Below are 25,971 nucleotides of genomic sequence, written 5' to 3' on the forward strand. Positions count from 1 at the left end.
AGGATGGCCCGGATGGTTACCGAGATCGGGTTCGTCAGCCTGCTGGTCGCCGGCCTGGGCGCGCTCGCCGGTGGCCTGGTCTATGTCGCTGTGCGTATCGCAAGAGGTAAGTGGTGAATCTGTGAGTGAGAATCCGCTTCAGCCGCCGTGGCTGAACGCGCCGCCGGTCGACCCGTACCCGTACGAGGAGAGCCACGACCTGCGTGTCGGTCCGAAGCTGCACCGGAGCCTGGACGGGCTGCTGCCGTACGTCGGGGTGTGGCGCGGGCGGGGCCGGGGCGGGTTCCCGACGATCGAGGACTTCGACTTCGCGCAGGAGATCCGGATCAGCCACGACGGCCGGCCGTTCCTGTTCTACGAGTCGCGGGCCTGGATCCTGGACGAGCAGAGCCGTCCGGTCCGCCCGGCCGGTCGCGAGGTGGGCTGGTGGCGTCCGGTGATGGACGGCGACCGGGTCACCGACGAGCTGGAGGCGTTGATGACCACGCCGACCGGCGTGATGGAGCTGCACATCGGCAAGCGCAAGGGCACCCAGATCGAGTTCGCCACCGACGCGGTCGTCCGCACGGCCACGGCGAAGGAGGTCACCGCCGGCGCCCGCCTCTTCGGCATCGTCGAGGGCGCTTTGCTCTACGCCCAGGAGATGGCCGCCGTGGGCCAGCCCCTCAGCCCGCACCTCTCCGCCCGCCTCACCCGGGTGGCCGGCTGACCCCCGGTTCTGCGTCGATCAAGGAGTTCACGTCGGAGTCGATCTCTCCGCTGACGCGAACTCCTTGATCACCGTGTGTCGGCGGGCTGGGGAAGCCCAGGAGGGTGAGCAGGCGGGGGGTCAGGGGGGAGCGGTTGCGCGGGGTTCCGTCCAGGGTGCGGACCTCCGCGAGGCCGCGCAGGGAGCTGGTCAGCCAGATCGCCTCGGCGTCGTGCAGGTCGGCCACCGTGGGCAGGTGCTCGCCGGCCCCCAGGCCCAGCTCGGCGGCCCGACTCAGCAGGTGGTGGGCGGTCACGCCGGGCAGCACGCCGGTCTCCGCGGCCGGGACCGTGCACAGCTCGCCGCCGCGCAGCCACACCACGTTGGCGGTGGGCCCCTCCAGCACGTAGCCGTCGGTCGAGAGCCAGAGCACGTCGTCCACGCCGGTCCGGCGCGCCCACCGCCGGGCGGCGGTGCTGAGCGCGTACGAGGTGGACTTCACGCCGCTCGGCAGCCACCCCAGCTCCGGGCGGGAGCGCGCGGCCACCCCGAGCGGCAGCGTGGCCACCGTCACCCCGTCCCGACGGGCCCGTCGGGCGGACGCGGGCACCTCGCCGAGCGTCGCGTACACCGTGGGCGGTCCGCCGCCCTCCGGCCCCCGGGTGCAGACCAGCCGGAGCGCGCCCTCGGTCCGCGTGGGCCAGCCGGCGCACACCGCGTCCAGCAGCTCCACCAGCACCGCGACCGGGGGCAGCGGCAGGTCGATCGCCGCCGCGCCGGCGTGCAGCCGGTCCAGGTGGGCGTCGCGCAGCCAGGGCCGGCCGTCGCGCAGGTGCAGCGTCTCGAACAGGCCGTCGCCGTGCAGGACACCCCGGTCGTCGCCGCGCAGCACCGGCTCGCCGGCCGGCACCAGCCCCCGGCCGGGCACCGCCACCCGTGTCGCCTCCACGGGCGCAGCGTAGTGGCGTACCTCGCGGCGAGCGGGACCGACGCGGCGGCCGAACTATGATCGGACGGTGTCCGAATCCTCCCTCGCGGAAATGCTCCGCTCGCGCGGGCTGCGGCTGACGGCGCAGCGGCAGCTGATCCTCCAGGCCGTCCTCGATCTGGGGCACGCCACCCCGGAGCAGGTGCACACGGCGGTCCGGGAGGTGGCGGCCGGGGTCAACATCACCACCATCTACCGCACGCTGGAACTGCTGGAACGGCTCGGCCTGGTCACGCACACCCACCTCTCGCACGGCTCGCCGACCTATCACGCGGCCGGCGAGCACCAGCACGTGCACCTGGTGTGCCGGGAGTGCGGGGCGATCGACGAGATCTCCCCGGAGATGCTCCGACCGCTCGCCGACCAGTTGGCCGGGCAGCGCGGGTTCCAGGTCGACATCGGGCACGTCGCGCTCTTCGGGGTCTGCGGTCGGTGCGCACAGGACGGGGACAACAAATGATCGACATCGCGGGCGCGGTGGCCGCCGACGCCATCGACGAGGAGACCCGGGACCAGCCCGAGCCGGCCCACCGGGCGGCCGGGGTCGGGCCGGTCGCCGCCCACTACGGCGACCCGATGCGCGAGCAGCGCGCGCTGGCCACCGGCGTCGGGCTGGTGGACCGCTCGCACCGGGGCGTGATCGCCGTGCCGGGCGAGGAGCGGATCGGCTGGCTGCACACGCTCACCAGCCAGCACCTGGCCGCGCTGGCCCCCTGGCAGGGCACCGAGCTGCTGGTGCTCTCGCCGCACGGGCACGTCGAGCAGCACGCGATGGTCGCCGACGACGGCGAGACCACCTGGCTGGACACCGAGCCGGGGACGACCGGCGGACTCCTGTCCTACCTGGAGCGGATGCGGTTCTTCAGCAAGGTCGACCCCCGCGACGCCACCGCCGACCACGCGTTGCTCTCGCTGGTCGGCCCGGAGGCCGCCGGCGCGCTCGACACGCTGGGCGTCACCGGGCTGGCCGCCCCCGACGTGATCGGGGTGCCGGGTCCGAAGTTCCGCTCCGGCGAGCTGCCTGCGCGGCCCTCCGTGGTGTACGACGTGAAGCCGCTGCCGGTGGGCGGGTGGGCCCGCCGGGTGGCGCTCGGCGTCGACCTGCTGGTGCCCCGGCCGGCCATGGCACAGGTGGTGGCCGAGCTGCGGGGTGCCGGCGTGCCGGTGGCCGGGTTGTGGGCGTACGAGGCGATCCGGGTGGCCGCCCGGCGGGCCCGGGCCGGCGTGGACACCGACCACCGCACCATCCCCGCCGAGGTCGACCTGATCGCCCCGGCGGTGCACCTGGACAAGGGGTGCTACCGGGGGCAGGAGACGGTGGCCCGGGTGCACAACCTGGGCCGGCCGCCCCGCCGGCTCGTGCTGCTGCACCTGGACGGCGTGGCCAGCGACCAGCCGCCGGTCGCCGGCACGCCGGTGACGGTCGACGGGCGGACCGTCGGCTTCGTCGGCACCGCGGTGCACCACTTCGAGTTGGGCCAGATCGCGCTCGCCGTGGTGAAGCGCAACACGCCCGACGACGCCCGCCTGATGGTCGGCGAGAGCGCGGCCGCCATCGACGCCGTGTAAGGAAGGGCCCCCGCTTAACGCCTTTGGTAGAGGAAGGGCCCCTGCTTAACGCCTCTCGCGCCGGAAAATCTTCGGTCGACCCGGCAGTGCGCGGGGGTCTAGGATCCGGGCATGACGACAGGGACGTTGATCACGGTTGCCCCCACCGGCGCGGAGTCGGCCAAGGCGGAGGTGCCGGCGCTGCCGGTGACGCTCGACGAGCTGGTGCTGACCGCCAAGGAGTGCGAGGCGCTCGGCGCGGCCGTGATCCACGTCCACATCCGCGACGACGAGGCGCGACCCACGCTCGACCAGGGCCGGCTGCGGGCCACCGTGGCGGCGCTGCGGGAGAACACCGACCTGATCGTGCAGCTCTCCTCCGGCGGCGCGGTGACCGACCCGGAGGCCGCCCGCCTCGCCGTGCTCGACGCCGGGCCGGACATGGCCTCCTGCACCATGGGCACCGTCAACTTCGGCGACGACGTCTTCCTCAACCGCTGGGAGTTCATCGTCGACCTGCACACCCGGATGCAGGAGCGGGGCGTCGTCCCCGAGTACGAGATCTTCGACCTCGGTCATCTCACCGCGTTGCAGCGGCTGCTCGGCAAGTACGGCCTGCCGCACGGCGGACACGTGCACGTGGACTTCGTCATGGGTGTGCCGGGCGGCATGCCGGGCACCACCGCCACCCTGGTGGCGGCCCAGCAGATGCTGCGCGACCTGCCCGAGGGCACCACGTTCTCGGCCACCGGCATCGGGCGCAGCACCATCCCGGTGATGCTCTCCTCGCTGTCGACCGGCGGTCACCTCCGGGTCGGCATGGAGGACACGGTCACGTACGCCAAGGGTCGGCCGGTGGAGTCCAACATGCAGCTCGTCGCGCGCGCGGTCGGTTTCGCCCAGCTCGCCCAGCGCCCGCCGCTGACCACCGCCGAGGCCCGAACGCTGCTCGGCGTGTAAGTGGCACACGAGCACCCGCCCTTGTACGCCCGAGGCTGACGTCGCAGCTCACCCCCGTGTCGGACGGGTGCGCCCCGTCGGTACCGTCCATCTCGTGGGAAAGACGTACGAGGGCGGCGTGCCGCTCGCCGAGGTGGTCCGGTCCGGTTTCGTGGAGGGCGTCCACCGTGGCTCCGTGGTGGTGCTCGACGGCGCCGGCGCGCCGGTCGCCGGCGCCGGTGACGTCACCTCGCCGATCTTCCCCCGGTCGTCGAACAAGCCGATGCAGGCGGTCGGCATGCTCCGGGCCGGGCTGCCGCTGACCGACCCGGCCGACGTGGCACTGGTCGCCGCGAGTCACGCCGGGGAGGAGTTCCACCTCGAACGGGTCGCCGCCCTGCTGCGCCGCGCCGACCTGACCGAGGAGGCGTTGCACTGCCCGCCGGAACTGCCGGTCGGCGAGGCCGCCCGGGAGGCGGTGCTGCGTGCCGGCGGCGGCCCGACGCGGGTATCGATGAACTGCTCCGGCAAGCACAGCGGCATGCTGCTCACCTGCCTGGCCGCCGGGTGGCCGCTGGACGGCTACTGGCGGCCGGAGCACCCGCTCCAGCGGCGCCTGACCGCGACCGTGGAGGAGTTCACCGGGGAGCGGGCGGCGGCGGTCGGGGTGGACGGCTGCGGCGCGCCGGTGCTCGCCGTCTCGCTGACCGGGCTGGCGCGGGCCTTCCTGCGGCTGGTCACCGCCGAGCCGGGCACGGTGGAGCGGACCGTGGCGGACGCGATGCGGGCGTACCCGGAGCTGGTCGGCGGCACCCAGGCGGACGACACCCGGCTGATGCGCGGCGTACCCGGGTTGCTGGCCAAGGTCGGCGCGGAGGGCGTCATCGCGGCGGCGGTCCCGGGCGTCGGCGCGGTCGCCCTGAAGATCGACGACGGCGCGTCCCGCCCCCGCATGCCGGTCCTGACCTCGGCGCTGCGTCGCCTGGACGTCGAGGCGCCGATCCTGACCGAGTACACCGAGATCCCCCTGCTCGGCGGCGGCCTCCCGGTCGGCGCCGTCCGCCCCCTCTGGTAGCCGCCCCTGCCGCCCCGCCCGGTTCGCCGGGGCGGCAGGTGCGCGATCGACGCCGGGTGGGGTCAGGGCAGGAAGGACAGCAGGGCCTCGTTGACGGGGGCGGGGCGCTCCAGGGGAAGCAGGTGGCCGGCGTCGGGGACGTCGGGGAGACGCGAGCCGTGAGGGGCCTCGTCGGCGATGCGGTCGGCCAGTCGGCGGATGTCCGCCAGATCGTCGGCCCCGGCCGCGGTCAGCACGGGCATGCGCAGCTCGCCCAGGCGGTCGATGGCCGGCGGGTCCAGCTCCTCCACCTCGATCGCGCTGAGCGCCTGCTCGGCGGCGAGCGCCCGACGGTCCATCTCCTCGGCGAACCGGATCAGCTCCGGGTCGACGTCGGCCGGCTCGCGGGTCGGGCCGACCACCCAGAACCGCACCTCCCCGGCGGCGGTGGCGGCGAAGTCCTCCGGGTCCACGTCGCCGACCAGGTCCTCCCAGAGCCGCTCGGTCTCCTCGGACCACTCGTTGCCGGAGACCGGGGCGCCGAGGAGGGCCACCGCGCTCACCCGCTCCGGGTGGGCCAGCGCGGTGTCCACCGCGACCCGGCCGCCGAACGAGCAGCCGACCAGCGCGGCGCGCTCGACGCCCAGCGCGTCCAGCAGGCCGACCAGGTCGTCGTGGTGGGCGAACGGGGTGGTCGGCAGCGTCGACTCGCCGTAGCCGCGCAGGTCCAGGGCGATCACCCGGTGCCGGGCGGCCAGCACCGGCACCTGGCCGCGCCACATCCGCCGGTCCGCGATGCCGGCGTGCACCAGGACGACGACGCTGCCGCTGCCGGCCTCGTCGTACGCGATCTCGGCGCCGTTGACTTCGATCTTGGTCACGGGGGAACGGTACGGACCGGACACCGGGACCGCAACAACCTCCGGGTGACCTCGCTAACTCTGGCTAGCGTTTTGCTTGCAGCAGCTAGCAGGCCGCGTTAGCGTGGAATCATGGCCACCAGCAAGGACCTTCCCGATGTCGGCGGGTTCATTCGCGACCTGCGACGCAACGCGAAGATCTCGCTGCGTCAGCTCGCCGAGCAGGCCGGGGTCAGCAACCCCTACCTGAGCCAGATCGAGCGCGGGCTGCGCAAGCCGAGCGCCGAGGTGCTCCAGCAGCTCGCCAGCGCGCTGCGGGTCTCCACCCCGGCCATGTACCTGCGGGCCGGACTGCTGGACGACAAGGAGGGGCAGGGCGTGCTCGCGGCGATCGCCGTCGACCCCGAGCTGACCATGGCCCAGAAGCAGTCGCTCACCCAGATCTACGAGACGTTCCGCCGCGAGAACGCGCGCCTGGCCGAGGCGACCGGCGCCGACCGACCGGCGGAACCCGCCGAGCCGGCGGCCGCCCCGGAGGCCCCGGCCACCGTCGCGCCGGCCGCGACCGGCCCCGTCACGCCGGAGGGCACCCCGACCGAGGCGGTCCTCGAGTCGGTCGCCGTCACCGAAGCGGGCCCCGCGCCCGCCCCGACCACCGCCGCCAACGAGCGCACGACCGCCCGCCGGGCGGCCCGGAAGGCCGCCGCCGCGGCCGAGGAGGAGCAGTCATGACCCAGCCGAAGACCAACCGCATCCCCGCCCCCCTCTACGCCGCCGCCGGCGCCGGCGAGCTGGCCATCGAGCAGCTGCGCAAGCTGCCCACCGTGGTCAGCGGCCTCGGCACCCGGGTCGTCGCCGACCTCGGTGGCAAGGCCGTCGTGACCGGCGTCGAGCTGCGCCAGAAGGCGACCGACACGCTCAAGACCGCCAACCTGACCGCCACCGGGCTGCGCGAACGGGCCGGCTCCGCCGACCTGGACCAGCTCCGCGAGGCGGCCAACCTGGACAAGCTCCGCGAGGCCGCCACCCGCAACGCCGCCGCCGTGGTCGCCGGTGCGTACGCCGCGCAGGAGCGGGCCCTGGCCGCGTACGCCGAGCTGGTCGCCCGGGGTGAGCGCGTCGTCGGCGCCGGTGTGCTGGAGGCCGCCGACACGGTGAACGCCGACATCGAGGCGACCGAGGCCACGCCGGCCCCCGCCACGACGGCTCCCGCCACGACGGCGGACGTCGCGGCGAAGACCGAGGTGCCCAGCCCGGCCGAGGTGGCCGAGGCGGTGGCCGCCCAGCCGGCCGCCGTCAAGCGGACCCGGGCCACCAAGGCGACCGCCACCAAGGCCGCCGCCACCAAGCCGGCCACCCCGTCGGCGAAGCTGCCTAAGGCCACGAAGCGGACCCGCCCGGCCGCCGAGTGACCCCTGGCTCCACCGAGACCCCGGACAGCGTCCTGTCGGACGTTTCCGGGGTCTCGGCATAAGCTTGCCGGCATGGCCTACGCCGCGCCGATCTTCGCGTTCGAAGTCCGCTCCGTGATCGAGCTGATCCTGCTCGTCTTCGCCCTGGTGATCCAGGGTGTGGCCCTGGTGCACGCGGTCACCCAGCGGGGCGACGGCTTCGCCGCGCTCGGCACCCTGCCCAAGGGCGGCTGGGTCGCGATCCTGGCGGTCTGCCTGCTGCTGACCCTGCTCGGCTTCGGCCCGATCAGCCTCTTCGGACTGATCGGCATCGCGGCCGGTCTCATCTACTGGCTCGACGTGCGGCCCGGCCTGCGGGACCTGCACGACGGCCGAGGGTCGTGGTGAGAGGTTTCCGCTGGCCCCCGCCGCCGGACGGCGGCCCCCGCACCTGGGGTCCCGGCCCCGGCGGGCCGCGCACCGGGCGGCCCGCCCTGCCCGAGCCGGAGACGGACCTGGTCGCCACCCCGCACGGCGTGAGCCTGGAACGACTGGTCACCGGCACCGGCGACCCGGTGACCGTGTTCGCGCACGGGCTGGGCAACGGCATCGCCACCACCCGACCGTTCGGCAGCGGCGTCACCGGGCGGCGGATCTTCTTCCAGTTCCGCGGCCACGGCCGCTCGGACTCACCCTCCGGGACGTGGACCTACCTCGACCTGGCCCGTGACCTGCGGGCCGTCGCCGACCTCGGTGGGGCCACCCGCGCGTTCGGCGCCAGCCTCGGCGCCGGCGCGCTCTGCCGGTTGCTCGCCGAGAGCCCGGAACGCTTCGAGAAGCTCGTCTTCTTCCTGCCCGCCGTGCTGGACACCCCGCGCGGCGAGGCGGCCCGCGCCCGACTCACCGGCCTGCTCGACGCGGTCGCCGACGGCGACGCCTCGGCGCTGGCCGACGTGGTGTCGCTGGAACTGCCGCCGTCGGTGCGCAACACGCCGGCCGGTTGGGCCTACCTGCGGCAGCGGCTCGACCAACTGCTGCGCGACGGGCTGGCGCCCGGGCTGGCCGGCCTGCCCGAGCAGACCCCGCTGACCGACGCCGGCGCGCTCGCCGCGGTCACCGCCCCGGCCCTGGTCATCGGTTGCCAGGGCGACGACCTGCACCCGGCCGCCGTCGCCGAGCAGTTGGCCGCCGCGCTGCCCCACGCCACCCTGCACGTGTACGACCGGCCCGGCTTCGCCTGGACCGAACGCGCCGACCTGCGGGAGCGCATCTCGACGTTCCTCAACGGGTAACGTCCCCTTCCATGGGCGTCACTCACCACGGCCGTACGCACCGCCTCGACCTCGCCGACCCCACGCTGCGCGAGTGGACGTGCCGGGTGCTGGCGGCCGACCCCGAGCAGGGCGTCGTGCTGGACCGGTCCGCGTTCTACCCGGGCGGCGGCGGGCAGCCGCCGGACCACGGGGTGCTGCTCTGGCAGGGCGTGCAGACCCGGATCGTGGGCACCCGCAAGGGTGACGACCTGTGGCTGGTCCCGGCCGAAGGAGACCCGTTGCCGCCGGTCGGCACCGAGGTCACCGGCGCGGTGGAGGACGCGCGGCGGACCATGCTGATGCGCACCCACTCCGGGCTGCACGTGCTCTGCGGCGTGGTGTTCCGGGACTTCGGCGCGTTGGTCACCGGCGGCAACATGGAGCCGGGCGAGGCCCGGATGGACTTCAACCTCCCCGAGGTGCCGCCCGACTTCAAGACCCGCATCGAGGAACTGGTCAACGCCGAGGTGGCCGCCGACCGCTCGGTCGCCGTCCGGGTCCTGCCCCGCGCCGACGCGCTGGCCCTGCCGGACATCATCCGCACCCAGTCCAACCTGATCCCCCCGGACGAGCAGGAGGTGCGGATCGTCGACATCGTCGGGCTGGACGTGCAGGCCGACGGCGGCACGCACGTCGCCTCCACCGCCCAGATCGGCAAGGTCCAGGTGGTCAAGGTGGAGAGCAAGGGACGGGCCAACCGCCGGGTCCGGGTCCGGCTCGCGGACTGACTCAGCCGGGCAGGTGCGCCGCCCGGACGTCGAGCAGCCAGCGTTCCGCCGTCTCCTCGTCCGGTCGCTCCGGCAGCGGCGAACGCACCCGGGCGAACTCGGCCTCGGCGTCGGCCACCAGGGCCTGTGCCTCGTCCAGCGCGCCTCCGGCCACCCGCTCGCCGAACGCTCGGAACCAGCCCGGGTCGGCGAGCCGGATCTCCAGCACCCCGGTCGCGTAGAGCACCCGGCCCTGGTGCAGCAGCCGGGCCAGGTGACGGGCGTGCTTCGCCGAGCGCCGTCGGCCGCCGACGTCCGGCGGGGCGGTGGTGAGCTTGCGGAACTGCTGCGAGGCGTAGCCGAGGTAGGCGTCCCGGACCCGGGGGGCGCTGAGGAACGCCGAGCGGATGGCGATCAGCCGCTCGCCGAGGTCGGTGCGGGTCTCGTAGCAGTCGTCCGGCAGCCACATCAGCTCGGTGGCGGTCGGGTTGCCGCTCAACGCCAGCAGCGCGTACTTGCGCGCCTCGTGCAGCGTGACGTCCGGGTCGGTGGTCACCACCGACTCCCGGGGCGGGTGCAGGCCGTGGAAGGTGACCGTCGGCGCGGCGAAGACGCCGATCCGGTCGGTGTCCGAGCCCGGCCCGGCCAGCCCGTACGCGACCGAGCCGACGATCCCGGAGAGCAGCAGGTGCATGCCTCATGATCGCCGATGCGGCGCGATCGGGAAACCGGACTTCGGCTGTCAGGTATCGGTGACACGGTGGTCGCATGAACTCACCACTCACCGGAAAGGTGGCGCTCGTCGCCGGCGCGACCCGGGGCGCCGGCCGGCAGATCGCCGTTCAGCTCGGCGCCGCCGGGGCCACCGTCTACGCCACCGGCCGCACCACCCGCGAGCGCCGCTCGGAGATGGACCGGCCGGAGACCATCGAGGAGACCGCCGAGCTGGTCACCGCCGCCGGCGGCACCGGCATCGCGGTCGCGGTCGACCACCTCGACCCCGAGCAGGTACGCCGGCTGGTCGAGCGGATCGACGCCGAACAGGGCCGCCTCGACGTGCTGGTCAACGACATCTGGGGCGCCGACCCGCTGATCACCTGGGAGAAGCCGGTCTGGGAGCAGCCCCTCGACGCCGGCTTCCGCACGTTGCGGCTGGCCGTCGACACCCACATCATCACCAGTCACTTCGCGCTGCCGCTGCTGATCCGCAACCCGGGCGGGCTGGTCGTCGAGATCGGCGACGGCACCAAGGAGTACAACGACGGCGAGTACCGCCTGTCGGTCTTCTACGACCTGGCCAAGGTCTCGGTGAACCGGCTCGGCTTCAGCCAGGGGCACGAGCTGGCCCCGTACGGCTGCACCGCCGTCGCGCTGACGCCCGGCTGGCTGCGCTCCGAGGCGATGCTGGAGCACTTCGGCGTCACCGAGGCGACCTGGCGCGACGGCGCGAAGACCGAGCCGCACTTCGTCATGTCCGAGACGCCGGCGTTCGTCGGGCGGGCGGTCGCCGCGCTCGCCGCCGACCCGGACCGGGCCCGCTGGAACGGCCAGTCGCTGGACAGCGGTGGTCTGGCCCAGGTGTACGGCTTCACCGACCTCGACGGCACCCGCCCGCACTGGGCCCGCTACCACGAGGAGGTGGTCAAGCCGGGTCGGCCGGCCGACGACGCCGGCTACCGCTGACCGGGCTCGTCCGCGTAGAGCGCCGCCGCGCGGCGGGCCGCCTCGGCGAACCGGGCCCGCAGCTGCGGCGGCGCGAGCACCTCGACCTCCGGTCCGAGCGCCAGCAGTTGGGCGTACGCCACGTCGACCGACTCGACGGGCAGCCGGAGCACCAGCCGGCCCCGCTCGTCGGGTCGGCCGGCCGCGGCGATCGCCTCCTCGTAGACGAACGGCGCGTCCACCAGGTGGCGCAGCACCCGCAGGCCGGCCGGGCCGAGCCGCACCGTGACCCGCTCCCGGAGCAGCTCGCGCAGGAACGCGCCGGCCTGCTCCCGCCAGTACGCCCCCAGGTCGAAGCCCTCGTCCCGGTCGAAGCCCTCCGCGCCCACCTCGACGTCGACCACCCGGTCCACCCGGTACGTCCGCCAGCCGTCGCCGACACGTCCGACCAGGTACCAGACCCCGTTCTTCAGCACCAGCCCGTACGGCGCGAGCGTGCGGGTCACCTCCCGGTCCCCGCGCCGGTAGCGCAGCTCGACCGTCCGGTCCCGCCACACCGCCCGGGCCAGCTCGGCCAGCCGGGGCGGCGGCGCGGTCTCCCGGAACCAGCCCGGCACGTCCAGGTGGAACCGCTGCCCGGTGCGCGCGGGCGCGTCGCGCAGGCTCGGCGGCAGCGCGGCCAGCACCTTCAGCTCGGCGGCCGCCACCGCGTCGGCGAGCCCCATGTCCCCGGCCGGCCCGGGCAGGCCGGCCAGGAACAGCGCCTCGGCCTCGTCCCGGCTCAGCCCGGTCAGCCGGGTCCGGTAGCCGCCGAGCAGGCGGTAGCCGCCGGCCCGGCCCCGGTCGGCGTAGACCGGGACACCGGCGGCGGAGAGCGCCAGCACATCGCGGTAGACGGTGCGCTCGGACACCTCCAGCTCGCGGGCCAGCTCGGCGGCCGTCATCGTCTCCCTGGACTGGAGCAGCAGCACCAACGAGATCAGCCGCGACGCACGCACCCCCCCATTGTGTAAGGAAGGGCCCCCTCTTAACGCATACGGATTGGAGGGGGCCCTTCCTAACACCCGGGCGGCGTGCGGTGGCGCACTAGGCTGTGCCGTCGTGAACGCCTCCCGTACCGTCGCGCCCGTCACCGGCGCGGCCACCCGCTTCCTCGGCGGCGCCGGTCTGCTGCTGCGCGGCTTCGGAATGTACGTCCGCAGCCCGAAGCTGATGCTGCTCGGCGTGATCCCGGCGCTGATCTCCGGCGCGCTCTACCTGGCCCTGTTCGCCGCGCTGCTGTACTTCGTGGACGACCTGGCCGGCTGGCTCACCCCGTTCGCCGACGACTGGTCGTCGACCTGGCGCGGGCTGCTCCGGGTCGCCGCCGGGCTGGCCGTCGTCGGCGTGGCCGGGCTGGTCGGGGTGCTCACGTTCACCGCCGTCACGCTCGTCATCGGCGACCCGTTCTACGAGGCCATCTCCGAGCGGGTCGAGGACCGGCTCGGCGGCACCCCCGGCGCGGTGGACGTGCCGTTCTGGGCGTCACTGCGGCGCAGCGTCGCCGACTCGCTGCGCCTGGTGGCGCTGTCCGCGCTGATCGGCGTACCCCTGTTCGCGGCCGGCTTCATCCCGCTGGTGGGCCAGACGGTGGTCCCGGTGGTCGGTGCTCTGGTGGGTGGCTGGTTCCTGGCCCTGGAGCTGGTCGGCGCGCCGTTCCAGCGGCGCGGGATGCGGCTGCCGGACCGGCGGACGCGGCTGCGGGCCGACCGGCCGACCGCGCTCGGCTTCGGGGTGGCGGTCTTCCTGTGCTTCCTGATCCCGCTCGGCGCGGTGCTGGTCATGCCGGCCGCCGTCGCCGGGGCCGCGCTGCTGGCCCGCCGGTCGCTCGGGCAACACGTCGAGGAGCGCTGAGATGGACACCGTGCTGATCGAGGGGGACATCACCGCGCAGCGGGTCGACGCGATCGTCAACGCCGCCAACTCCTCCCTGCTGGGCGGCGGGGGAGTGGACGGCGCGATCCACCGGCGCGGCGGGCCGGCGATCCTGGCCGAGTGCCGGGCGCTGCGCGCCTCCCGCTACGGCCGGGGGTTGCCCACCGGCCAGGCGGTCGCCACCACGGCCGGCGAGCTGCCGGCACGCTGGGTGGTGCACACGGTCGGGCCGGTCTTCTCGCCGCACGAGGACCGGTCGGCGCTGCTGCGCGACTGCTACGCCAACAGCCTGCGGGTCGCCGACGGGCTGGGCGCGGCCCGGGTCGCGTTTCCGCTGATCTCGGCCGGGATCTACGGCTGGCCGGTCGAGGACGCGGTGACCCAGGCGTTGACCGTGCTGCACGAGGCCACCCCGGCGCACGTCGTCGAGGCCCGGCTGGTCCTGTTCGGCGCGGACACGTACGCGACCGCGGTGCGGGTCGCCGCCGGGCTCAGCTGAGCTTGCGCCGGCACGACCACTGGCTGTCCACCGGCCGGTAGCCGAGCCGGGCGTTGATCGCCAGCATCGGCGCGTTCGCCTCGTCGTTGGAGGTGTACGCGGTGCGCACCCCGCGCGTCGCGGCGACGTGCAGCGCGGCCTGCTTGGTCAGGCGGGCCAGCCCTCGCCCCCGGTACGCGGGCAGCGTGCCGGTGAAGTCCGACCACATCCGGTCCCCGTCCCGCTTCACCAGGCTCAACGCCACCAGCTCGCCGTCCACCTCGGCGACCGTGCTGGCCTCCCGGTCCAGTCCCAGGTTCTCCCAGCACTCGTGCAGCCAGAGGTCGTAGTCGAGTGCGTCGGTCGGCACGTCGCCCGGCTCGTCGCGGGCCGACTCGGCGTCCACCCGGTGGACCCGGCGCGGGTCGAGCCCGGCGGTCGGCAGCAGCCGTACGCCGGGCGGTGGCTCGGGCATCGGAGGGGCCGGGTCCAGGTCGAGCGCCGAGTAGCGCATCTCCCGACTGGCGGTGAAGCCGTGCCGCTGGGCGAACGGCAGCGATTCGGCGCGCGCGTTGGCGAGGACCCGGGTCGACCCGAGGGTCCGCAGGTGAGCGAGCGCGGCGTCGAACAGCGCGGTGCCGACGCCCCGGCCGCGATGGTCGGGGTGGACGTGCAGGGTGGAGATCTCACCCACGCCCGGTGTCGAGGTCTGGATGTTGCGGTACGCCGACGCCCAGCCGACCACCTGCCCGTCCGCGTCGGCGACCCAGGCCGCCCAGTCCTCGCCGGGCGGCGGCTCGGCGATCATCCGGCGGGTCGACGCGACGCCCCGGACCAGGTAGGGAAAGACGATCGCGCGCAACGCCACCACGGCGGGCGCGTCCTCGGCACGGGCAGGACGGATCTCGACGTCAGTCATCCGGGCGACCCTAGCCACGCCTCGTCGGCGTCGCGACCGGTTTGTTAAGCGGGGCCCCCTCCTATACCGGAGGCGTTAACAGGGGGCCCCTCCTTACGCGGAATCGCGCAGGACCAGCTCGGTCGGTAGCACCAGCGCCTGCTCGACCGCCTCGCCCGCCGCGATCCGCAGCAGCTGCCGGGTCATCGACCGCCCCAGTTCCACTATCGGCTGCCGCACCGTGGTCAGCGGCGGCTCGGTGTACGCGGCCGTCTCGATGTCGTCGAACCCGATCACCGCCACGTCCTCGGGCACCCGCCGGCCGGCCCCCCGCAGCGTCCGCAGGGCGGCGTGCGCCATCAGGTCGGAGGCGGCGAACACCGCGTCCAGCTCCGGGTCGGCGGCGAGCAGCTCGCGCATCGCGGCGGCGCCGGACTCCCGGGTGAAGTCGCCGAACGCGACCAGCTCCGGCAGCCCGGCACGGGTGACCGCCGTGCGGTAGCCGAGCAGCCGTTCGATGCCGGCGACCATGTCCTGCGGCCCGGCGATGGTGGCGATGCGCCGCCGTCCGCCGGCGATCAGGTGCTCCACCGCGGTGGCCACGCCGCCCTCGTGGTCGACGTCCACGTACGGGACCTCGCCGCCGTCGAGCGGACGCCCGCCGCACACCACCGGGATGCCGAGCCGGGCCAGCCGGCCGGGCAGCGGGTCCTCGCCGTGCAGCGAGGCGAAGAGCACGCCGTCGACGTGCCGCCCGGTGGTGTACCGCTCGACCCGTTCGTGCCCGGCCGGCGAGCCGGCGAGCATCAGCACGAGCTGCTTGTCCGCCGCCTCCAGCTCCTGCGCCGCGCCCCGGATGATGCCCGGGAAGACCTGGTCGTCGGAGAAGACCCGGGTGGCCGCCTCGGGCATCACCAGCGCGATCGAGTCGGTGCGCTGGGTGACCAGGCTGCGGGCGGCGAGGTTCGGGACGTACCCGAGTTCCTCGACCGCCCGGCGCACCGCCTGCTGGATCGACTCGGCCACCGTGGTGGAACCGTTCACCACCCGGGAGACCGTCGCCCGGGAGACGCCGGCCCGCCGGGCCACCGCCTCCAGGGTCGGCCGCTGTGCCGTCGTCATCCCCGTTACCACCACCTCGTCACAGCCCGTTCCGGGCGATCACCTCCTGGTACCAGCGGGCACTCTGCTTGGGTGTGCGCCGCTGGGTCAGGTAGTCGACGTGGACGATCCCGAAGCGCTTCCGGTAACCCTCGGCCCATTCGAAGTTGTCCAGCAACGACCATACGAGATAACCGCGCAGGTCGACCCCGCGGGCAATGGCGGCGTGCGCCGCGCGCAGGTGCCCGTCGAGGTAGGCGGTGCGGTCGGTGTCGGCCACCCGGCCCTGCTCGTCCCGGGCCGAGTCGGGGAACGCGCCGCCGTTCTCGGTGATCATCAGCGGCAGCCCGGGGTGGTCGGCCGCCACCCGCTCGAGCAGTCGCGTCAGCCCGGCCGGCTCGATCGACCAACCCATGTCGGTGAGCGCCCCGGTCGCCGGCAGGAACTCGACCGACCCGGCGGTGCCCGGGTACGCGTCGCTGCCGCCGCCGTCCGCCCGGCCGGCCACGTAGGTGGGCGAGTAGTAGTTCAGGCCGAGCAGGTCCAGCGGCGCGGCGATCATCTTCTCGTCGCCGTCGCGGACGAAGTCGGTCGGGACGATCCGGCTCACGTGCGCCAGGACGTCCTCCGGGTAGCCGGCGCCGGTGAGCGGGTCGAGGAAGATCCGGTTGTGCAGGCCGTCGACCAGCCGGACCGCGTCGGCGTCCGCGGCGCTGCCGGCGTCCGCCGGCTGGACGTCGGCCAGGTTGAGCGTGATTCCGAGCGTCTCCGCGCCGGCCGCGCGCAGCGCCCGCGCCGCCAGGCCGTGGCCGAGCAGCAGATGGTGTACGGCCCGGAACGCGTCCCCGGCGTCCCGCCGCCCCGGGGCGTGCACGCCGTTGCCGTACCCGAGGTAGGCCGAGCACCACGGCTCGTTGAGCGTGGTCCAGGTGCGGATCCGGTCGCCGAGCCGCTGGTGCACGGCGACCGCGTAGTCGGCGAAGTGCTCGGCGGTCTCCCGGACGGTCCAGCCACCCCGGTCCTCCAACCCCTGCGGCAGGTCCCAGTGGTAGAGCGTGACGATCGGGTCGATGCCGGCGTCCAGCAGCGTGTCGGTGAGCCGGTCGTAGAAGTCCAGGCCGCGCGGCTCGACCGGGCCGGTGCCGTCCGGCCGCACGCGCGGCCAGGCGACCGAGAACCGGTACGCCCGCAGCCCCAGCTCGGCCATCACCGCGACGTCGTCGGCGTACCGGTGGTAGTGGTCGCAGGCCACGTCGCCGGTGTGGCCCTGGAACACCGCCCCCGGCGTACGGCTGAAGGTGTCCCAGACGGACGGGCCGCGACCGTCCTCGCGGGCGGCGCCCTCGATCTGGTACGCGGCGGTGGCCGCCCCCCAGACGAACCCCTCGGGGAAACGGAGACCCGTCATGCCTTCACCGCACCTTCCATGATGCCGCCGATGATCTGGCGGCCGAAGACGACGAACACCAGCAGCAGCGGCAGCGTGGCGATGGCCGTGCCGGTGAACACCTGCGACATGTCCTGGTAGTAGCCGTCGGAGAGGGCCCGCAGCGACAGCTGCACGGTCGGGTTCTCCGGGTCGTTGAGCACGGCGTAGGGCCAGAGGAAGTCGTTCCAGGTGGTCATGAACGTGAGCAGGCCGAGCACGGCGGCGGCCGGGCGCAGCGCGGGCAGCACCACGTTCCAGTAGATCCGCGCGGTGTTGCAGCCGTCCATCCGGGCCGCCTCGATCAGCTCGGTGCTGACCGCCTGGCCGGCGTACTGGCGCATCATGAACACGCCGAAGCCGGTGACCAGCGCCGGCACGATCACGGCGGGCAGCCGGTCGTTCCAGTTGAGCTTCGTCATCAGCAGGTAGAGCGGGATGACGCCGAGCTGGGTGGGGACCATCATGGTGGCGATGATCGCCAGCAGCAGCGCGTTGCGGCCGCGGAAGCGCAGCTTGGCGAACGCGAACCCGGCCAGGGTGGAGAAGAAGACCACCGAGACGGTCACCGTGACGGCCACGATCGTCGAGTTGATCAGGCCGGTGAGGAAGTAGGCATCGGTGTTGTCGAACAGCCGGGCGATGTTGGCACCGAGGTTGCCGCCGGGGGTCAGCGGGGGTGGCACCTGCCCCATCGCGTCGCTGGTGCGGCTGGCCACCACGAACATCCAGTAGATCGGGAAGATCGACAGCAGCGCGGAGATGGTCAGCGCCAGGTAGGTGAGTCGGCTGGCCGACCAGAGGCGGTTCATCGGGAGACCTCCTTGCGGGAGCCGCCGCCGAGCCGGCGCAGGAGCAGGACGTTGATCGCCGCGACGATCGCGATCAGCGCGAAGAGCAGCCAGGCGATGGCCGAGCCGTAGCCGAAGTTGTAGTGCGGGGCGAAGGCGTTCTCGAACATGTACATGGTCACCGTCTGCGACTCGCGCAGCGGCCCGCCGCGGATCGCGTTGGTGCCGGAGTTGAACATCCGGGGCTCGGTGAAGAGCTGGAGGCCGCCGATGGTGGAGACGATGACCGCGAAGACGATCGTCGGCTTGAGCAGCGGCACGGTGATCGACCAGAACTGCCGGGCCCGGCCGGCGCCGTCGATCGACGCCGATTCGTACAGGTCGCGCGGGATGGCCTGCATGGCGGCCAGGAAGATCAGCGCGTTGTAGCCGGTCCACCGCCAGTCGACCATGGTGGAGATGGCGACCCAGGCGGCGAACCTGTTCGCCTTCCAGTCGATCGCGCTCACCCCGACGTGGTCGAGCAGCCAGTTGATCATGCCGAAGTCGCGTCCGAAGAGCACCGCGAAGACGATCGCCACCGCGGCGGTCGAGGTGACGTTCGGGACCAGCACCGCCATCCGCCACGTGGTGCGGGCGCGCAGCTGTCGGTTGAGCAGGTTGGCCAGCCAGAGCGCGGCCAGCAGCTGCGGGACGGTGGAGATGACGAAGATGCCCAGCGTGTTGACCACGGAGTGCCAGAAGTCCGGGTCGGCGAGCAGCTGGCTGTAGTTGTCGAACCCGATGAACGGGTGCTCGGCGCCGAGCAGGTCCCAGTCGTGCAGCGAGACCCAGAACGTGTACGCCAGCGGGTAGGCCCCGAAGACGCCGAAGAGCAGGAAGAACGGGGCGATGTAGAGGTAGGGCGAGTACTTCGTGTCGAACCGGCTGAGCCGGGCGCCCCGTGCGGGACGGCTGTGTCGGGGTGCCGGTGCGACCGGCGGGCGGGCGTCGAGCTGGACGGCCATGACCCGGGACTCCTTTCCGCCGTGCGGGCGGCACCCGTCACCGGGACCGCCCGCACGCGCTGCTCGGGTTACTTGGCGGCGGCCTTCTCGGCGTTGGCGACCGCGTCGGTCCAGCCCTGCTGCGGGGAGCGCTTGCCCAGCTCCACGGTGCGCACGGCGTTCTCCACCTCGGTGCGGACGGCCTGGTTCTTCGGGCCCATGTAGACCGGCTTCAGGCTCTTGGCGCCCTCGGCGAAGATCTTGCCGACGGGGGCCTCGGAGAAGTAGGCGTTCTTCGAGTCGAGGATCGCCGGGTCGGCCAGCGCCTGCGGCGACGAGGGCAGCGGGCCCTTCGCCTTGAACGCGCCGATCTGACCCTTGGCGCTGGTCAGGAACTTGGCCAGCTCGATCGCCTCGGCCTGGTGCTTGCTCTGCTTCGGCACGGCGAGGAACGAGCCGCCCCAGTTGCCGCCGTTGCCGGGGATCTGGGCGATGTCCCACTTGCCCTTGGCGGCCGGGCCGGCGTTGCCCTCGATCACCCCGGTCATCCAGGCCGGGCAGGCGATGGTGGCGAACTTCGACTGCTTGAAGGCGGAGACCCACTCCTCCGACCAGGAGCCGTACTTGCCGGAGAGGCCGGAGTCGATGATGTCCACGGTGGTGTCGTACGCCTGGCGTACCGCCGGGTTGCTGCCCACGACCAGGTTGTTGCTGGTGTCGTAGTAGCTGTAGCCGGTGGTGTTGCCGGCGTTCTGGAGCAGGATGGTGTTGAACGTGTTCGTCGCGGCGTCGAGGAACGCGGCACCGGTCTTCTTCGCGGTGAACTGCTCGCCGACCCGGATGTAGTCCTGCCAGGTGGGCCAGAGCTTGGACACGGCCTCCCGGTCGGTGGGCAGCCCGGCCTTGGCGAACAGGTCCTTGCGGTAGCACATGGCCATACCGCCGACGTCGGTGCCGAGGCCGATGAGCTGCTTGCCGTCGGCGGTGAGGCCCTGGTTCCACTTCCAGTCGAGGAAGTTGCCCTTCAGCTCGCCCGCGCCGTGGTCGAGCAGGTTGACGAAGTTCTGCGGGTTGGCCTTGTACTCGACCAGCAGCCCCTCCTCGATGGCCACGATGTCGCCGGCGCCCTTGCCCGCGGCGAGCCACTGGGTGAGCTTGGGCGAGTACTCGTCGAGGTTGCTGCCGGTGCCCCGCTCGACGATCTTCACGTCGGGGTGGCTGGCCATGTACTCCTGGTAGAGATCCGCGTAGCCGAGCTGGCCGAAGGTGTCGACGGTGAGGGTGATCGGCCCGTCGGAGGCGGCCTCGTCGCCGCCGCCGCAGCCGGTGGTGCCGAGCAGTGCGGTGGCGGCGACCAGGGCCACCGCCGCCAGTCGACGGCGCGTGAAGGTGAGCATGCTGTCCTGACCTCTCGGGGTCGTAACGGGTGGTGGAAGGCGGTTCCGGTACTAAGAGAGCGCTCTCACGACAGCGTGCTGGGTGCTCCCGATCCTGTCAAGAGAGCGCTCTCCCCGTGTCCGAAAAAAGCGGAGAGGGGCGATGACCGCCCCTCTCCGCCCGGTATCGGGTGCTGTGTCAGCCCACCCGCAGGCCGTCCAGCAGGCCGCGGTCGCCGGCCACCCCCAACGTGTCGAAGCTGACCCGGCCCATCAGCGCCAGCAGCAGGTCGCTGGCGGTGCCGGTGACCTGGGCGCGGGCCCGGTGGTCGTCGTGGTCCAGGATCGTCGCGGTGTCCAGCAGCGCGATCCCCTCGCCACGCAGCCGCAGGTACCACTCCTGCGCGGCGTCCGTCGCGGTCAGCTGCACCACGCCGTGCCACTGGCCCGGTCGGGTCCGCCGGCCGGCCGGCAGCCAGGTGTCGAGCACCTCGCTCACCCCGTCGGCGGCGAGTTTGGCCTCGATCGGCTCACCCGCCGCGATGGCCAGCTGGGCGTCCCACCGGTGCACCGCCGTCTCGTGCGCCATCCGGCGCGGCCAGAAACCGGCCTTCTTCGGCTGGGGCGCGAAGTTCCAGGCCGGTGCCTCCGGGTCCAGCGCGTCGAAGAGCGCGTTCAGGCGCTCGTACTCCTGGACATACCACTGGGCCGGGGTCAGACCGGCCGGCGGCTCCGGGTCGCGCCGCTCCGGCCGGCTGGTGGAACCGGCGCTCAGCACCGTGCCCGCCCAGACGTAGGTCCTGGTCAGGTGATGGGCGAGATCGGTGACCGTCCAGCCGGGACAGGACAGCACCGGTGTCTCGGGAGGCGCCTCCGACACCGCCGCGGCGAAGGCCGGACCCTCCGTCCGCAGCGCGCCGATCCAGAAGTCCTTCGTGTGGTGCAGTCTGCTCATCGCCATCCTCCCGGGGGTGACCGGGCCACCAGTGGGTGCCGCGGCTACCCCTCAGCCTAGGGTGAAAGGCGTGTCAGACGTCTACGCCGAACCGACGACCGCCGCCGGCCCGACCGATCCGGCCTCCCTGGCGCGTTACACCACGCTACGCCTCGGCGGTCCGGCCGGCCGGCTGGAGATCGCCACCGACGCCGACGAGATCGTGCGGAAGGTGCGCGAGGCCGAGGCCCGCGAGGAGGCCGTGCTGGTGCTCGCCGGCGGCAGCAACGTGGTGATCGGCGACCAGGGTTTCCCGGGCACCGTCGTGCTCGTCCGCTCACGCGGGTTCCGGGTCGTCACCTCCGAGGGCGACACCGTCACGGTACGTGTCGCCGCCGGCGAGCCCTGGGACGACCTGGTCGCGGCCACCGTCGAGCGCGGCTGGTCCGGGCTGGAGTGCCTCTCCGGCATCCCCGGCTCGGCCGGCGCGACGCCGATCCAGAACGTCGGCGCGTACGGCCAGGAGGTGGCCGAGACGATCGTCGCCGTCGAGGCGTACGACCGCACGCACCACGAGGTGGTGCGGATGGCGGCGGCGGACTGCGGGTTCTCCTACCGGGGCAGCATCTTCAAGTACAGCGACCGCTGGGTCGTGCTCTCGGTCGACTTCCGGCTCACCCGCTCGCCGCTCTCCGGGCCGGTCCGCTACGCCGAGCTGGCCCGGGCGCTCGGCGTCGAGGTGGGCGACCGGGTGCCGCTGGCCGACGCCCGGGCCACCGTGCGCCGGCTGCGGGCGGGCAAGGGCATGGTGCTCGACGCGGCGGACCCGGACACCTGGTCGGTGGGCTCGTTCTTCACCAACCCGGTGCTGGAGCGCGAGGCGTACGAGCTGCTCCGGGAGCGCGCGGCCGACCTCGGCGAGCCGCCGCACTGGCCCGGCGCCGGCGACGTGGTGAAGGTCAGCGCCGCCTGGCTGATCGACAAGGCCGGCTTCGGCAAGGGGTACGCCGGCCCGGAGGGCGTCGCCATCTCCGGCAAGCACACGTTGGCGCTGACGAACCGCTCCGGCGCGGCCAGCACCGCCGCCCTGGTGGCCCTGGCCCGCGAGATCCGCGACGGCGTGCACGCCCGGTTCGGCGTGCCCCTGCACCCCGAGCCCGTCCTGATCAACTGCACCATCTGACCGACCCTGCCTCGCTTCCGCCCTCCCTCCCCTCTCGGCTCTCGGCGATCTTGGAGTTGTGGTGCCATGGTGTGCCGGTTTTGAACCGTTATCGGAGGTGCCACAACTCCAAGATCGCCGAGACAGGAGGTGGAAGTCCGCGTCTTGGGATTGGTGTTCTACTTCGTGGGACGCGGAGAGATCTTGGTACGAAAGTGCCCCTGGAGGGGCCTTTCCGTACCAAGATCTCCCAGCCGTGACCTGTTGACCTGTTGACCGGTGCCCCGGAGACCGGTGCCCCGGAGACCGGTGCCCCGGTGACCGGTGACCGGTGACCCGGATGGCGCGATCCCTGGAACCGTGCCCCCGTGACCGGGTGCCCCCGTGCCCCCGTGACCGGGTGCCCCCGTGCCCCCGTGACCGGGTGCCCCCGTGCCCCCGTGACCGGGTGCCCCCGTGCCTCCGTGACCGGGTGCCCCCGTGGTCCGTGCCCGTGAGCCGTGAGCCGGGAGCTGTGAGGCGGGAGCCGTGACGCATCACCCGTGAGCTGTAAGCCGTACGTCGGGGCCCGTGAATCAGTGCCGACCGGCTCGTTTCGAGGGGCGCAACCGCGAGATCGACGGGGGAGGGGCGGTCAGGACGGGGCGACGGTGGGCCAGGGGAGGGTGAGGTAGCCGTGGCGCCAGGATCGGGGGGTGTTCTGGACCGGCCAGCCCGACTCCTGCACCGTCGCGACGGCGCGCAGCCAGCGCTGCCGGGGGCCGAAGGGGGCATAGCCGGCGGCTGAGCGCCAGGCCTGCTCCAGCGCGTCGAGCAGGTCGTGCACGCGTTCACCGGGCACGTTGCGGTGGATGAGCGCCTTCGGCAGCCGCTCGGCCAGCGTCGCCGGGCTCTCCAGCGCGGTCAGCTTCGCGGCCAGCGTGAGCGTGCGCGGTCCGGCCGCGTCGAGCAGCACCCACGCGCCGAGCCGACCCAGTTCGTCGCAGGTCCCCTCGACCAGCAGCCCGCCCGGCGCCAGCCGTCCGGTGACCGTCCGCCAGGCGTCGGCCACTTCGCTCTCGTCGTACTGGCGCAGCACGTTGAAGGCCCGCACCAACGCCGGGCGCAACCCGGCCAGCTCGAAGCCGCCCCGGGCGAACGTGAGCCCGGGCGGGTCCGCGGCCGGCTCGGCGGCGGCCACGCGTACCGGATCGATCTCCAGCCCGACCACCCGCACGTCCGCGCGGACCCGGGCGGCGAGCCGGGCCCGCAGTTCGAGCGGGGTGACCGGGGTGGCGCCGTAGCCCAGGTCCACCACGAGCGGGTCGGCGGCGGCGCGCAGCGCGTCCCCGCAGGTCTCGACGATCCAGTTGTCCACCCGCCGGAGCCGGTTCGGACTCGTCGTGCCCCGGGTGACCACCCCGAGCGGCCGGCGCGGTTCCACGGTCAGGACGTCCGGTGCACCTTGTGCTGGGCGGCCTGGGCCAGCGGGCGCACCACGAGTTGGTCGATGTTGACGTGGTGCGGCCGGGTGGCGCACCAGGCGACGCAGTCGGCCACGTCGTCGGCGACCAGCGGTTCGGCGACGCCGGCGTAGACCGCCTCGGCGCGGTCCGTGTCCCCGCCGAACCGGACCAGGCCGAACTCCTCGGTCCGCACCATGCCCGGGTCGATCTCGACCACCCGGACCGGCCGGCCGCACAGCTCCAGCCGGAGCGTGCCGGCGACGGCGGTCTGCGCGTGCTTCGCGGCCGTGTAGCCGCCGCCGCCCTCGTAGACGACGTGGCCGGCGGTGGAGCTGACGATCACCACGGTGCCCGCGCCGGACCGTTCCAGCGCGGGCAGCAACGCCTTGGTGACCCGCAGCGTGCCGAGCACGTTGACGTCGTACATCCACTGCCAGTCGCGTACGTCGGCGGTCTCGACCGGGTCCAGGCCGCGCGCGCCGCCGGCGTTGTTGACCAGCAGGGTGACCGGCCCGGGCGCGGCGTCGGCGGCGGCGGCCAGGCCGGCGACGGACTCGTCCGAGGTCACGTCGCACGCCACCGCGGTGGCCGCGCCGCCGGCCGCCTCGATCTCGGCGACCAGCGCGGCCAGCCGGTCGGTACGCCGCGCGGCGGCGAGCACGTGGAAACCCTCGGCGGCCAGCCGGCGGGCGGTGGCCGCCCCGATCCCGCTGGACGCTCCGGTGACGATGGCGACTGAGGTCATCCGGACATTCTCTCCCGCCGCCCCGCTGCCCGCCGTGATGAGGTCCGTCACGCCGGGGAACCCGCCGCAGGCATTTCCGAACCCCGATGGGGAAGATGACATCCGGCGTACGGGTTGACCGAGAAGCGCCGGTCGTGCGGGACGGCATCAACCGTGACAGAGGGAGCGGACGTGGCGGAGTTGCACACCGGTGTCGGTCGTCAGCGCGGTGCCCTGCCGTGGCCTCGGCCGCGCCGCATCGCCACCCTCTCGGTGCACACCTCGCCGCTGCACCAGCCGGGCACGGGCGACGCGGGCGGGATGAACGTCTACATCCTGGAGGTCGCCCGACGCCTGGCCGAGGCCGACGTCGAGGTGGAGATCTTCACCCGGGCCACCTCCGGCGACCTGCCCCCGGTGGTGGAGATGGCGCCCGGGGTGACCGTCCGGCACGTCACCGCCGGGCCGCTGGAGGGGCTGACCAAGGAGGAGCTGCCCGGTCAGCTCTGCGCGTTCACCGCCGGTGTGCTGCGGGCCGAGGCGGCCCGACCGCCCGGCCACTACGACCTGATCCACTCGCACTACTGGCTCTCCGGCCAGGTCGGCTGGCTGGCCAAGGAGCGCTGGGGCGTACCGCTGGTGCACACCGCGCACACCCTGGCCAAGGTCAAGAACGCCCGGCTCGCCGTCGGGGACCGGCCCGAGCCGAAGGCCCGGGTGATCGGTGAGGAGCAGGTGGTCACCGAGGCCGACCGGCTGGTCGCCAACACCCGGGTGGAGGCCCGTGACCTGCTCGACCGGTACGCCGCCGAGCCCGGCCGGGTGGCCGTGGTGGAGCCGGGCGTGGACCTGGACCGGTTCCGTCCCGCCGCCGGTGACCGGGAGGCCGCGACCCGCGCCGCCCGCCGCCGCCTCGGTTTGCCGACCGACGGGCACGTGGTGGCGTTCGTCGGCCGGATCCAGCCGCTCAAGGCGCCGGACGTGCTGGTCCGCGCGGTGGCCGCGCTGCGCGAGCGGGAGCCCGCGCTGGCCGACGAGGTGACCGTGGTGATCTGCGGCGGCCCGAGCGGCAGCGGCCTGGACCGGCCGACCGCCCTGATGGAGCTGGCCCACTCGTTGGGCGTCGCCGACCGGGTGCGCTTCCTCCCGCCGCAGACCGGCGACCGCCTGCCCGATCTCTACCGCGCCGCCGACCTGGTCGCCGTGCCGTCGCACAACGAGTCCTTCGGGCTGGTCGCGCTGGAGGCACAGGCGTGCGGCACGCCGGTGCTGGCCGCCGCCGTGGGCGGGCTGGTCACCGCCGTACGCGACGGGGTCAGCGGGATGCTCATCGACGGGCACGACCCGGTCGACTGGGCGCGGGCGCTGGCCCGGCTGCTGCCCGACCGGCTGCGCCGCGCCTCGCTGGCCCGGGGCGCCGAGCGGCACGCGCGCGCCTTCTCCTGGCAGCGGACCGTCTCCGGGCTGCTCGCGGTCTACGGGGAGGCGATCACCGAGCACCGGGCCCGGCTGGCCGGCCGGCTCGGTGACCCGGCCCTCACCTGTTCCTGGTGACCCGTCGCCGTCGGGCGGGGCGGGGCGGGCGA

The 25,971-nt window shown here is 73.6% G+C and carries 29 protein-coding genes; 16 read left to right on the forward strand and 13 right to left on the reverse strand.

What is annotated here, in order from left to right:
• Positions 1 to 12 precede the first annotated feature (12 nt).
• Both mtfM and COO58_RS26480 read left to right on the forward strand, forming a co-directional pair.
• On the forward strand, positions 13 to 117 hold the full coding sequence (gene mtfM, locus COO58_RS31160; RefSeq protein WP_013288813.1) for a small membrane protein MtfM: 105 nt from the start codon (positions 13 to 15) through the stop codon (positions 115 to 117).
• Positions 83 to 709, forward strand: a complete 627-nt coding sequence (locus COO58_RS26480) for an FABP family protein (RefSeq protein WP_091569182.1) — start codon at positions 83 to 85, stop codon at positions 707 to 709. Before mtfM ends, COO58_RS26480 begins: the two co-directional genes overlap by 35 nt.
• Here COO58_RS26480 and COO58_RS26485 read toward each other — a convergent pair.
• Positions 690 to 1,637: an aminotransferase class IV gene (locus COO58_RS26485; protein WP_091569185.1), complete on the reverse strand. Its 948-nt coding sequence runs from the start codon at positions 1,635 to 1,637 to the stop codon at positions 690 to 692. The genes COO58_RS26480 and COO58_RS26485 overlap by 20 nt on opposite strands.
• Positions 1,638 to 1,728: 91 nt before the next feature.
• On the opposite strand from COO58_RS26485, the gene COO58_RS26490 reads away from it, so the two are divergent.
• The 4 genes from COO58_RS26490 (at position 1,729) to COO58_RS26505 (ending at position 5,238) form a co-directional block, all read left to right on the forward strand.
• Positions 1,729 to 2,136 (forward strand): Fur family transcriptional regulator, encoded by a 408-nt coding sequence (locus COO58_RS26490; RefSeq protein WP_091569188.1) that lies wholly within the window; start codon positions 1,729 to 1,731, stop codon positions 2,134 to 2,136.
• The gene (locus COO58_RS26495; protein WP_091569190.1) at positions 2,133 to 3,245 is read left to right on the forward strand and encodes a folate-binding protein YgfZ; all 1,113 of its coding nucleotides are present in this window, start codon (positions 2,133 to 2,135) and stop codon (positions 3,243 to 3,245) included. The genes COO58_RS26490 and COO58_RS26495 overlap by 4 nt, the downstream gene beginning before the upstream one ends.
• Before the next feature lie 111 nt (positions 3,246 to 3,356).
• The gene (locus COO58_RS26500) at positions 3,357 to 4,184 is read left to right on the forward strand and encodes a 3-keto-5-aminohexanoate cleavage protein (RefSeq protein WP_091569193.1); all 828 of its coding nucleotides are present in this window, start codon (positions 3,357 to 3,359) and stop codon (positions 4,182 to 4,184) included.
• A gap of 94 nt (positions 4,185 to 4,278) precedes the next feature.
• The gene (locus COO58_RS26505) at positions 4,279 to 5,238 is read left to right on the forward strand and encodes an asparaginase (RefSeq protein WP_091569197.1); all 960 of its coding nucleotides are present in this window, start codon (positions 4,279 to 4,281) and stop codon (positions 5,236 to 5,238) included.
• Positions 5,239 to 5,300: 62 nt separating this feature from the next.
• Here COO58_RS26505 and COO58_RS26510 read toward each other — a convergent pair whose 3' ends face one another.
• Positions 5,301 to 6,098 (reverse strand): alpha/beta fold hydrolase, encoded by a 798-nt coding sequence (locus COO58_RS26510; protein ID WP_098747719.1) that lies wholly within the window; start codon positions 6,096 to 6,098, stop codon positions 5,301 to 5,303.
• Between the two features lie 111 nt (positions 6,099 to 6,209).
• Here COO58_RS26510 and COO58_RS26515 point away from each other — a divergent pair, with 111 nt between their 5' ends.
• From COO58_RS26515 to COO58_RS26535, 5 genes are all read left to right on the forward strand, one after another.
• The gene (locus COO58_RS26515) at positions 6,210 to 6,809 is read left to right on the forward strand and encodes a helix-turn-helix domain-containing protein (protein ID WP_091569201.1); all 600 of its coding nucleotides are present in this window, start codon (positions 6,210 to 6,212) and stop codon (positions 6,807 to 6,809) included.
• Positions 6,806 to 7,489 (forward strand): hypothetical protein, encoded by a 684-nt coding sequence (locus tag COO58_RS26520; protein WP_091569204.1) that lies wholly within the window; start codon positions 6,806 to 6,808, stop codon positions 7,487 to 7,489. Before COO58_RS26515 ends, COO58_RS26520 begins: the two co-directional genes overlap by 4 nt.
• A gap of 72 nt (positions 7,490 to 7,561) precedes the next feature.
• Positions 7,562 to 7,876: a DUF2516 family protein gene (locus COO58_RS26525; RefSeq protein WP_091569207.1), complete on the forward strand. Its 315-nt coding sequence runs from the start codon at positions 7,562 to 7,564 to the stop codon at positions 7,874 to 7,876.
• Positions 7,873 to 8,760 (forward strand): alpha/beta fold hydrolase, encoded by an 888-nt coding sequence (locus tag COO58_RS26530; RefSeq protein ID WP_098747880.1) that lies wholly within the window; start codon positions 7,873 to 7,875, stop codon positions 8,758 to 8,760. The genes COO58_RS26525 and COO58_RS26530 overlap by 4 nt, the downstream gene beginning before the upstream one ends.
• Before the next feature lie 11 nt (positions 8,761 to 8,771).
• Entirely contained in the window at positions 8,772 to 9,509 is a 738-nt protein-coding gene (locus tag COO58_RS26535; protein ID WP_091569210.1) for an alanyl-tRNA editing protein, read from the forward strand.
• A gap of 1 nt (position 9,510) precedes the next feature.
• Here COO58_RS26535 and COO58_RS26540 read toward each other — a convergent pair whose 3' ends face one another.
• Entirely contained in the window at positions 9,511 to 10,182 is a 672-nt protein-coding gene (locus COO58_RS26540; protein ID WP_098747721.1) for a DNA polymerase beta superfamily protein, read from the reverse strand.
• Positions 10,183 to 10,256: 74 nt separating this feature from the next.
• Here COO58_RS26540 and COO58_RS26545 point away from each other — a divergent pair, with 74 nt between their 5' ends.
• Positions 10,257 to 11,171 carry an SDR family oxidoreductase gene (locus tag COO58_RS26545; protein ID WP_091569216.1) on the forward strand — a complete coding sequence of 305 codons (915 nt, stop codon included), beginning with the start codon at positions 10,257 to 10,259 and terminating at the stop codon, positions 11,169 to 11,171.
• Here COO58_RS26545 and COO58_RS26550 read toward each other — a convergent pair.
• Positions 11,162 to 12,148: a YafY family protein gene (locus tag COO58_RS26550; protein ID WP_098747723.1), complete on the reverse strand. Its 987-nt coding sequence runs from the start codon at positions 12,146 to 12,148 to the stop codon at positions 11,162 to 11,164. The genes COO58_RS26545 and COO58_RS26550 overlap by 10 nt on opposite strands.
• A gap of 103 nt (positions 12,149 to 12,251) precedes the next feature.
• Between COO58_RS26550 and COO58_RS26555 the strand changes: the two genes are divergently transcribed.
• Both COO58_RS26555 and COO58_RS26560 read left to right on the forward strand, forming a co-directional pair.
• The gene (locus COO58_RS26555) at positions 12,252 to 13,043 is read left to right on the forward strand and encodes an EI24 domain-containing protein (RefSeq protein ID WP_091569224.1); all 792 of its coding nucleotides are present in this window, start codon (positions 12,252 to 12,254) and stop codon (positions 13,041 to 13,043) included.
• A gap of 1 nt (position 13,044) precedes the next feature.
• A complete protein-coding gene (locus COO58_RS26560) occupies positions 13,045 to 13,563 on the forward strand; it encodes an O-acetyl-ADP-ribose deacetylase (protein WP_091569229.1) in 519 nt (172 codons plus the stop codon).
• Here the strand turns inward: COO58_RS26560 and COO58_RS26565 are convergent.
• The 7 genes from COO58_RS26565 to COO58_RS26595 all read right to left on the reverse strand — a co-directional run bounded on the left by COO58_RS26565 (position 13,556) and on the right by COO58_RS26595 (position 21,075).
• Positions 13,556 to 14,461 (reverse strand): GNAT family N-acetyltransferase, encoded by a 906-nt coding sequence (locus tag COO58_RS26565; protein ID WP_098747725.1) that lies wholly within the window; start codon positions 14,459 to 14,461, stop codon positions 13,556 to 13,558. The two genes, COO58_RS26560 and COO58_RS26565, sit on opposite strands and share 8 nt — an antisense overlap.
• Positions 14,462 to 14,554: 93 nt before the next feature.
• Positions 14,555 to 15,562: a LacI family DNA-binding transcriptional regulator gene (locus COO58_RS26570; protein ID WP_091569237.1), complete on the reverse strand. Its 1,008-nt coding sequence runs from the start codon at positions 15,560 to 15,562 to the stop codon at positions 14,555 to 14,557.
• A 19-nt stretch (positions 15,563 to 15,581) separates the two neighbouring features.
• Entirely contained in the window at positions 15,582 to 16,949 is a 1,368-nt protein-coding gene (locus COO58_RS26575) for a GH1 family beta-glucosidase (RefSeq protein WP_091569240.1), read from the reverse strand.
• Complete coding sequence (locus COO58_RS26580) at positions 16,946 to 17,779, reverse strand: carbohydrate ABC transporter permease (protein WP_091569244.1); 834 nt, start codon at positions 17,777 to 17,779, stop codon at positions 16,946 to 16,948. Before COO58_RS26580 ends, COO58_RS26575 begins: the two co-directional genes overlap by 4 nt.
• Positions 17,776 to 18,765, reverse strand: a complete 990-nt coding sequence (locus COO58_RS26585; RefSeq protein WP_091569248.1) for a carbohydrate ABC transporter permease — start codon at positions 18,763 to 18,765, stop codon at positions 17,776 to 17,778. The genes COO58_RS26580 and COO58_RS26585 overlap by 4 nt, the downstream gene beginning before the upstream one ends.
• Positions 18,766 to 18,833: 68 nt before the next feature.
• On the reverse strand, positions 18,834 to 20,141 hold the full coding sequence (locus COO58_RS26590; protein ID WP_091569251.1) for an ABC transporter substrate-binding protein: 1,308 nt from the start codon (positions 20,139 to 20,141) through the stop codon (positions 18,834 to 18,836).
• Positions 20,142 to 20,319: 178 nt separating this feature from the next.
• A complete protein-coding gene (locus COO58_RS26595; RefSeq protein WP_091569256.1) occupies positions 20,320 to 21,075 on the reverse strand; it encodes a maleylpyruvate isomerase family mycothiol-dependent enzyme in 756 nt (251 codons plus the stop codon).
• Between the two features lie 70 nt (positions 21,076 to 21,145).
• On the opposite strand from COO58_RS26595, the gene COO58_RS26600 reads away from it, so the two are divergent.
• Entirely contained in the window at positions 21,146 to 22,237 is a 1,092-nt protein-coding gene (locus tag COO58_RS26600; RefSeq protein WP_098747726.1) for a UDP-N-acetylmuramate dehydrogenase, read from the forward strand.
• A 613-nt stretch (positions 22,238 to 22,850) separates the two neighbouring features.
• On the opposite strand, the gene COO58_RS26605 is transcribed toward COO58_RS26600, so the two are convergent.
• Both COO58_RS26605 and COO58_RS26610 read right to left on the reverse strand, forming a co-directional pair.
• Positions 22,851 to 23,639 (reverse strand): SAM-dependent methyltransferase, encoded by a 789-nt coding sequence (locus COO58_RS26605; protein WP_091569265.1) that lies wholly within the window; start codon positions 23,637 to 23,639, stop codon positions 22,851 to 22,853.
• Positions 23,640 to 23,641: 2 nt separating this feature from the next.
• The gene (locus COO58_RS26610; RefSeq protein WP_098747728.1) at positions 23,642 to 24,406 is read right to left on the reverse strand and encodes an SDR family NAD(P)-dependent oxidoreductase; all 765 of its coding nucleotides are present in this window, start codon (positions 24,404 to 24,406) and stop codon (positions 23,642 to 23,644) included.
• A gap of 171 nt (positions 24,407 to 24,577) precedes the next feature.
• Here COO58_RS26610 and mshA point away from each other — a divergent pair, with 171 nt between their 5' ends.
• Positions 24,578 to 25,939 (forward strand): D-inositol-3-phosphate glycosyltransferase, encoded by a 1,362-nt coding sequence (gene mshA, locus COO58_RS26615; RefSeq protein WP_091569275.1) that lies wholly within the window; start codon positions 24,578 to 24,580, stop codon positions 25,937 to 25,939.
• The last annotated feature ends 32 nt before the right edge of the window (positions 25,940 to 25,971 follow it).

The sequence above is a fragment of the Micromonospora sp. WMMA1996 genome (assembly GCF_002573675.1).
Taxonomy (GTDB): Bacteria; Actinomycetota; Actinomycetes; order Mycobacteriales; family Micromonosporaceae; genus Micromonospora; species Micromonospora sediminicola.

What these genes read in the sequence shown, in the direction of transcription:
- COO58_RS26590 (WP_091569251.1), bottom strand. Translation starts at nt 20,141, where the DNA reads ATGCTCACCTTCACGCGCCGTCGACTGGCGGCGGTGGCCCTGGTCGCC.
- COO58_RS26595 (WP_091569256.1), bottom strand. Translation starts at nt 21,075, where the DNA reads ATGAGCAGACTGCACCACACGAAGGACTTCTGGATCGGCGCGCTGCGG.
- COO58_RS26540 (WP_098747721.1), bottom strand. Translation starts at nt 10,182, where the DNA reads ATGCACCTGCTGCTCTCCGGGATCGTCGGCTCGGTCGCGTACGGGCTG.
- COO58_RS26570 (WP_091569237.1), bottom strand. Translation starts at nt 15,562, where the DNA reads ATGACGACGGCACAGCGGCCGACCCTGGAGGCGGTGGCCCGGCGGGCC.
- COO58_RS26490 (WP_091569188.1), top strand. Translation starts at nt 1,729, where the DNA reads ATGCTCCGCTCGCGCGGGCTGCGGCTGACGGCGCAGCGGCAGCTGATC.
- COO58_RS26545 (WP_091569216.1), top strand. Translation starts at nt 10,257, where the DNA reads ATGAACTCACCACTCACCGGAAAGGTGGCGCTCGTCGCCGGCGCGACC.
- COO58_RS26560 (WP_091569229.1), top strand. Translation starts at nt 13,045, where the DNA reads ATGGACACCGTGCTGATCGAGGGGGACATCACCGCGCAGCGGGTCGAC.
- COO58_RS26500 (WP_091569193.1), top strand. Translation starts at nt 3,357, where the DNA reads ATGACGACAGGGACGTTGATCACGGTTGCCCCCACCGGCGCGGAGTCG.
- COO58_RS26565 (WP_098747725.1), bottom strand. Translation starts at nt 14,461, where the DNA reads ATGACTGACGTCGAGATCCGTCCTGCCCGTGCCGAGGACGCGCCCGCC.
- COO58_RS26575 (WP_091569240.1), bottom strand. Translation starts at nt 16,949, where the DNA reads ATGACGGGTCTCCGTTTCCCCGAGGGGTTCGTCTGGGGGGCGGCCACC.
- COO58_RS26535 (WP_091569210.1), top strand. Translation starts at nt 8,772, where the DNA reads ATGGGCGTCACTCACCACGGCCGTACGCACCGCCTCGACCTCGCCGAC.
- COO58_RS26580 (WP_091569244.1), bottom strand. Translation starts at nt 17,779, where the DNA reads ATGAACCGCCTCTGGTCGGCCAGCCGACTCACCTACCTGGCGCTGACC.
- COO58_RS26610 (WP_098747728.1), bottom strand. Translation starts at nt 24,406, where the DNA reads ATGACCTCAGTCGCCATCGTCACCGGAGCGTCCAGCGGGATCGGGGCG.
- COO58_RS26515 (WP_091569201.1), top strand. Translation starts at nt 6,210, where the DNA reads ATGGCCACCAGCAAGGACCTTCCCGATGTCGGCGGGTTCATTCGCGAC.
- COO58_RS26585 (WP_091569248.1), bottom strand. Translation starts at nt 18,765, where the DNA reads ATGGCCGTCCAGCTCGACGCCCGCCCGCCGGTCGCACCGGCACCCCGA.
- COO58_RS26520 (WP_091569204.1), top strand. Translation starts at nt 6,806, where the DNA reads ATGACCCAGCCGAAGACCAACCGCATCCCCGCCCCCCTCTACGCCGCC.
- COO58_RS26480 (WP_091569182.1), top strand. Translation starts at nt 83, where the DNA reads ATGTCGCTGTGCGTATCGCAAGAGGTAAGTGGTGAATCTGTGAGTGAG.
- COO58_RS26525 (WP_091569207.1), top strand. Translation starts at nt 7,562, where the DNA reads ATGGCCTACGCCGCGCCGATCTTCGCGTTCGAAGTCCGCTCCGTGATC.
- COO58_RS26495 (WP_091569190.1), top strand. Translation starts at nt 2,133, where the DNA reads ATGATCGACATCGCGGGCGCGGTGGCCGCCGACGCCATCGACGAGGAG.
- mtfM (WP_013288813.1), top strand. Translation starts at nt 13, where the DNA reads ATGGTTACCGAGATCGGGTTCGTCAGCCTGCTGGTCGCCGGCCTGGGC.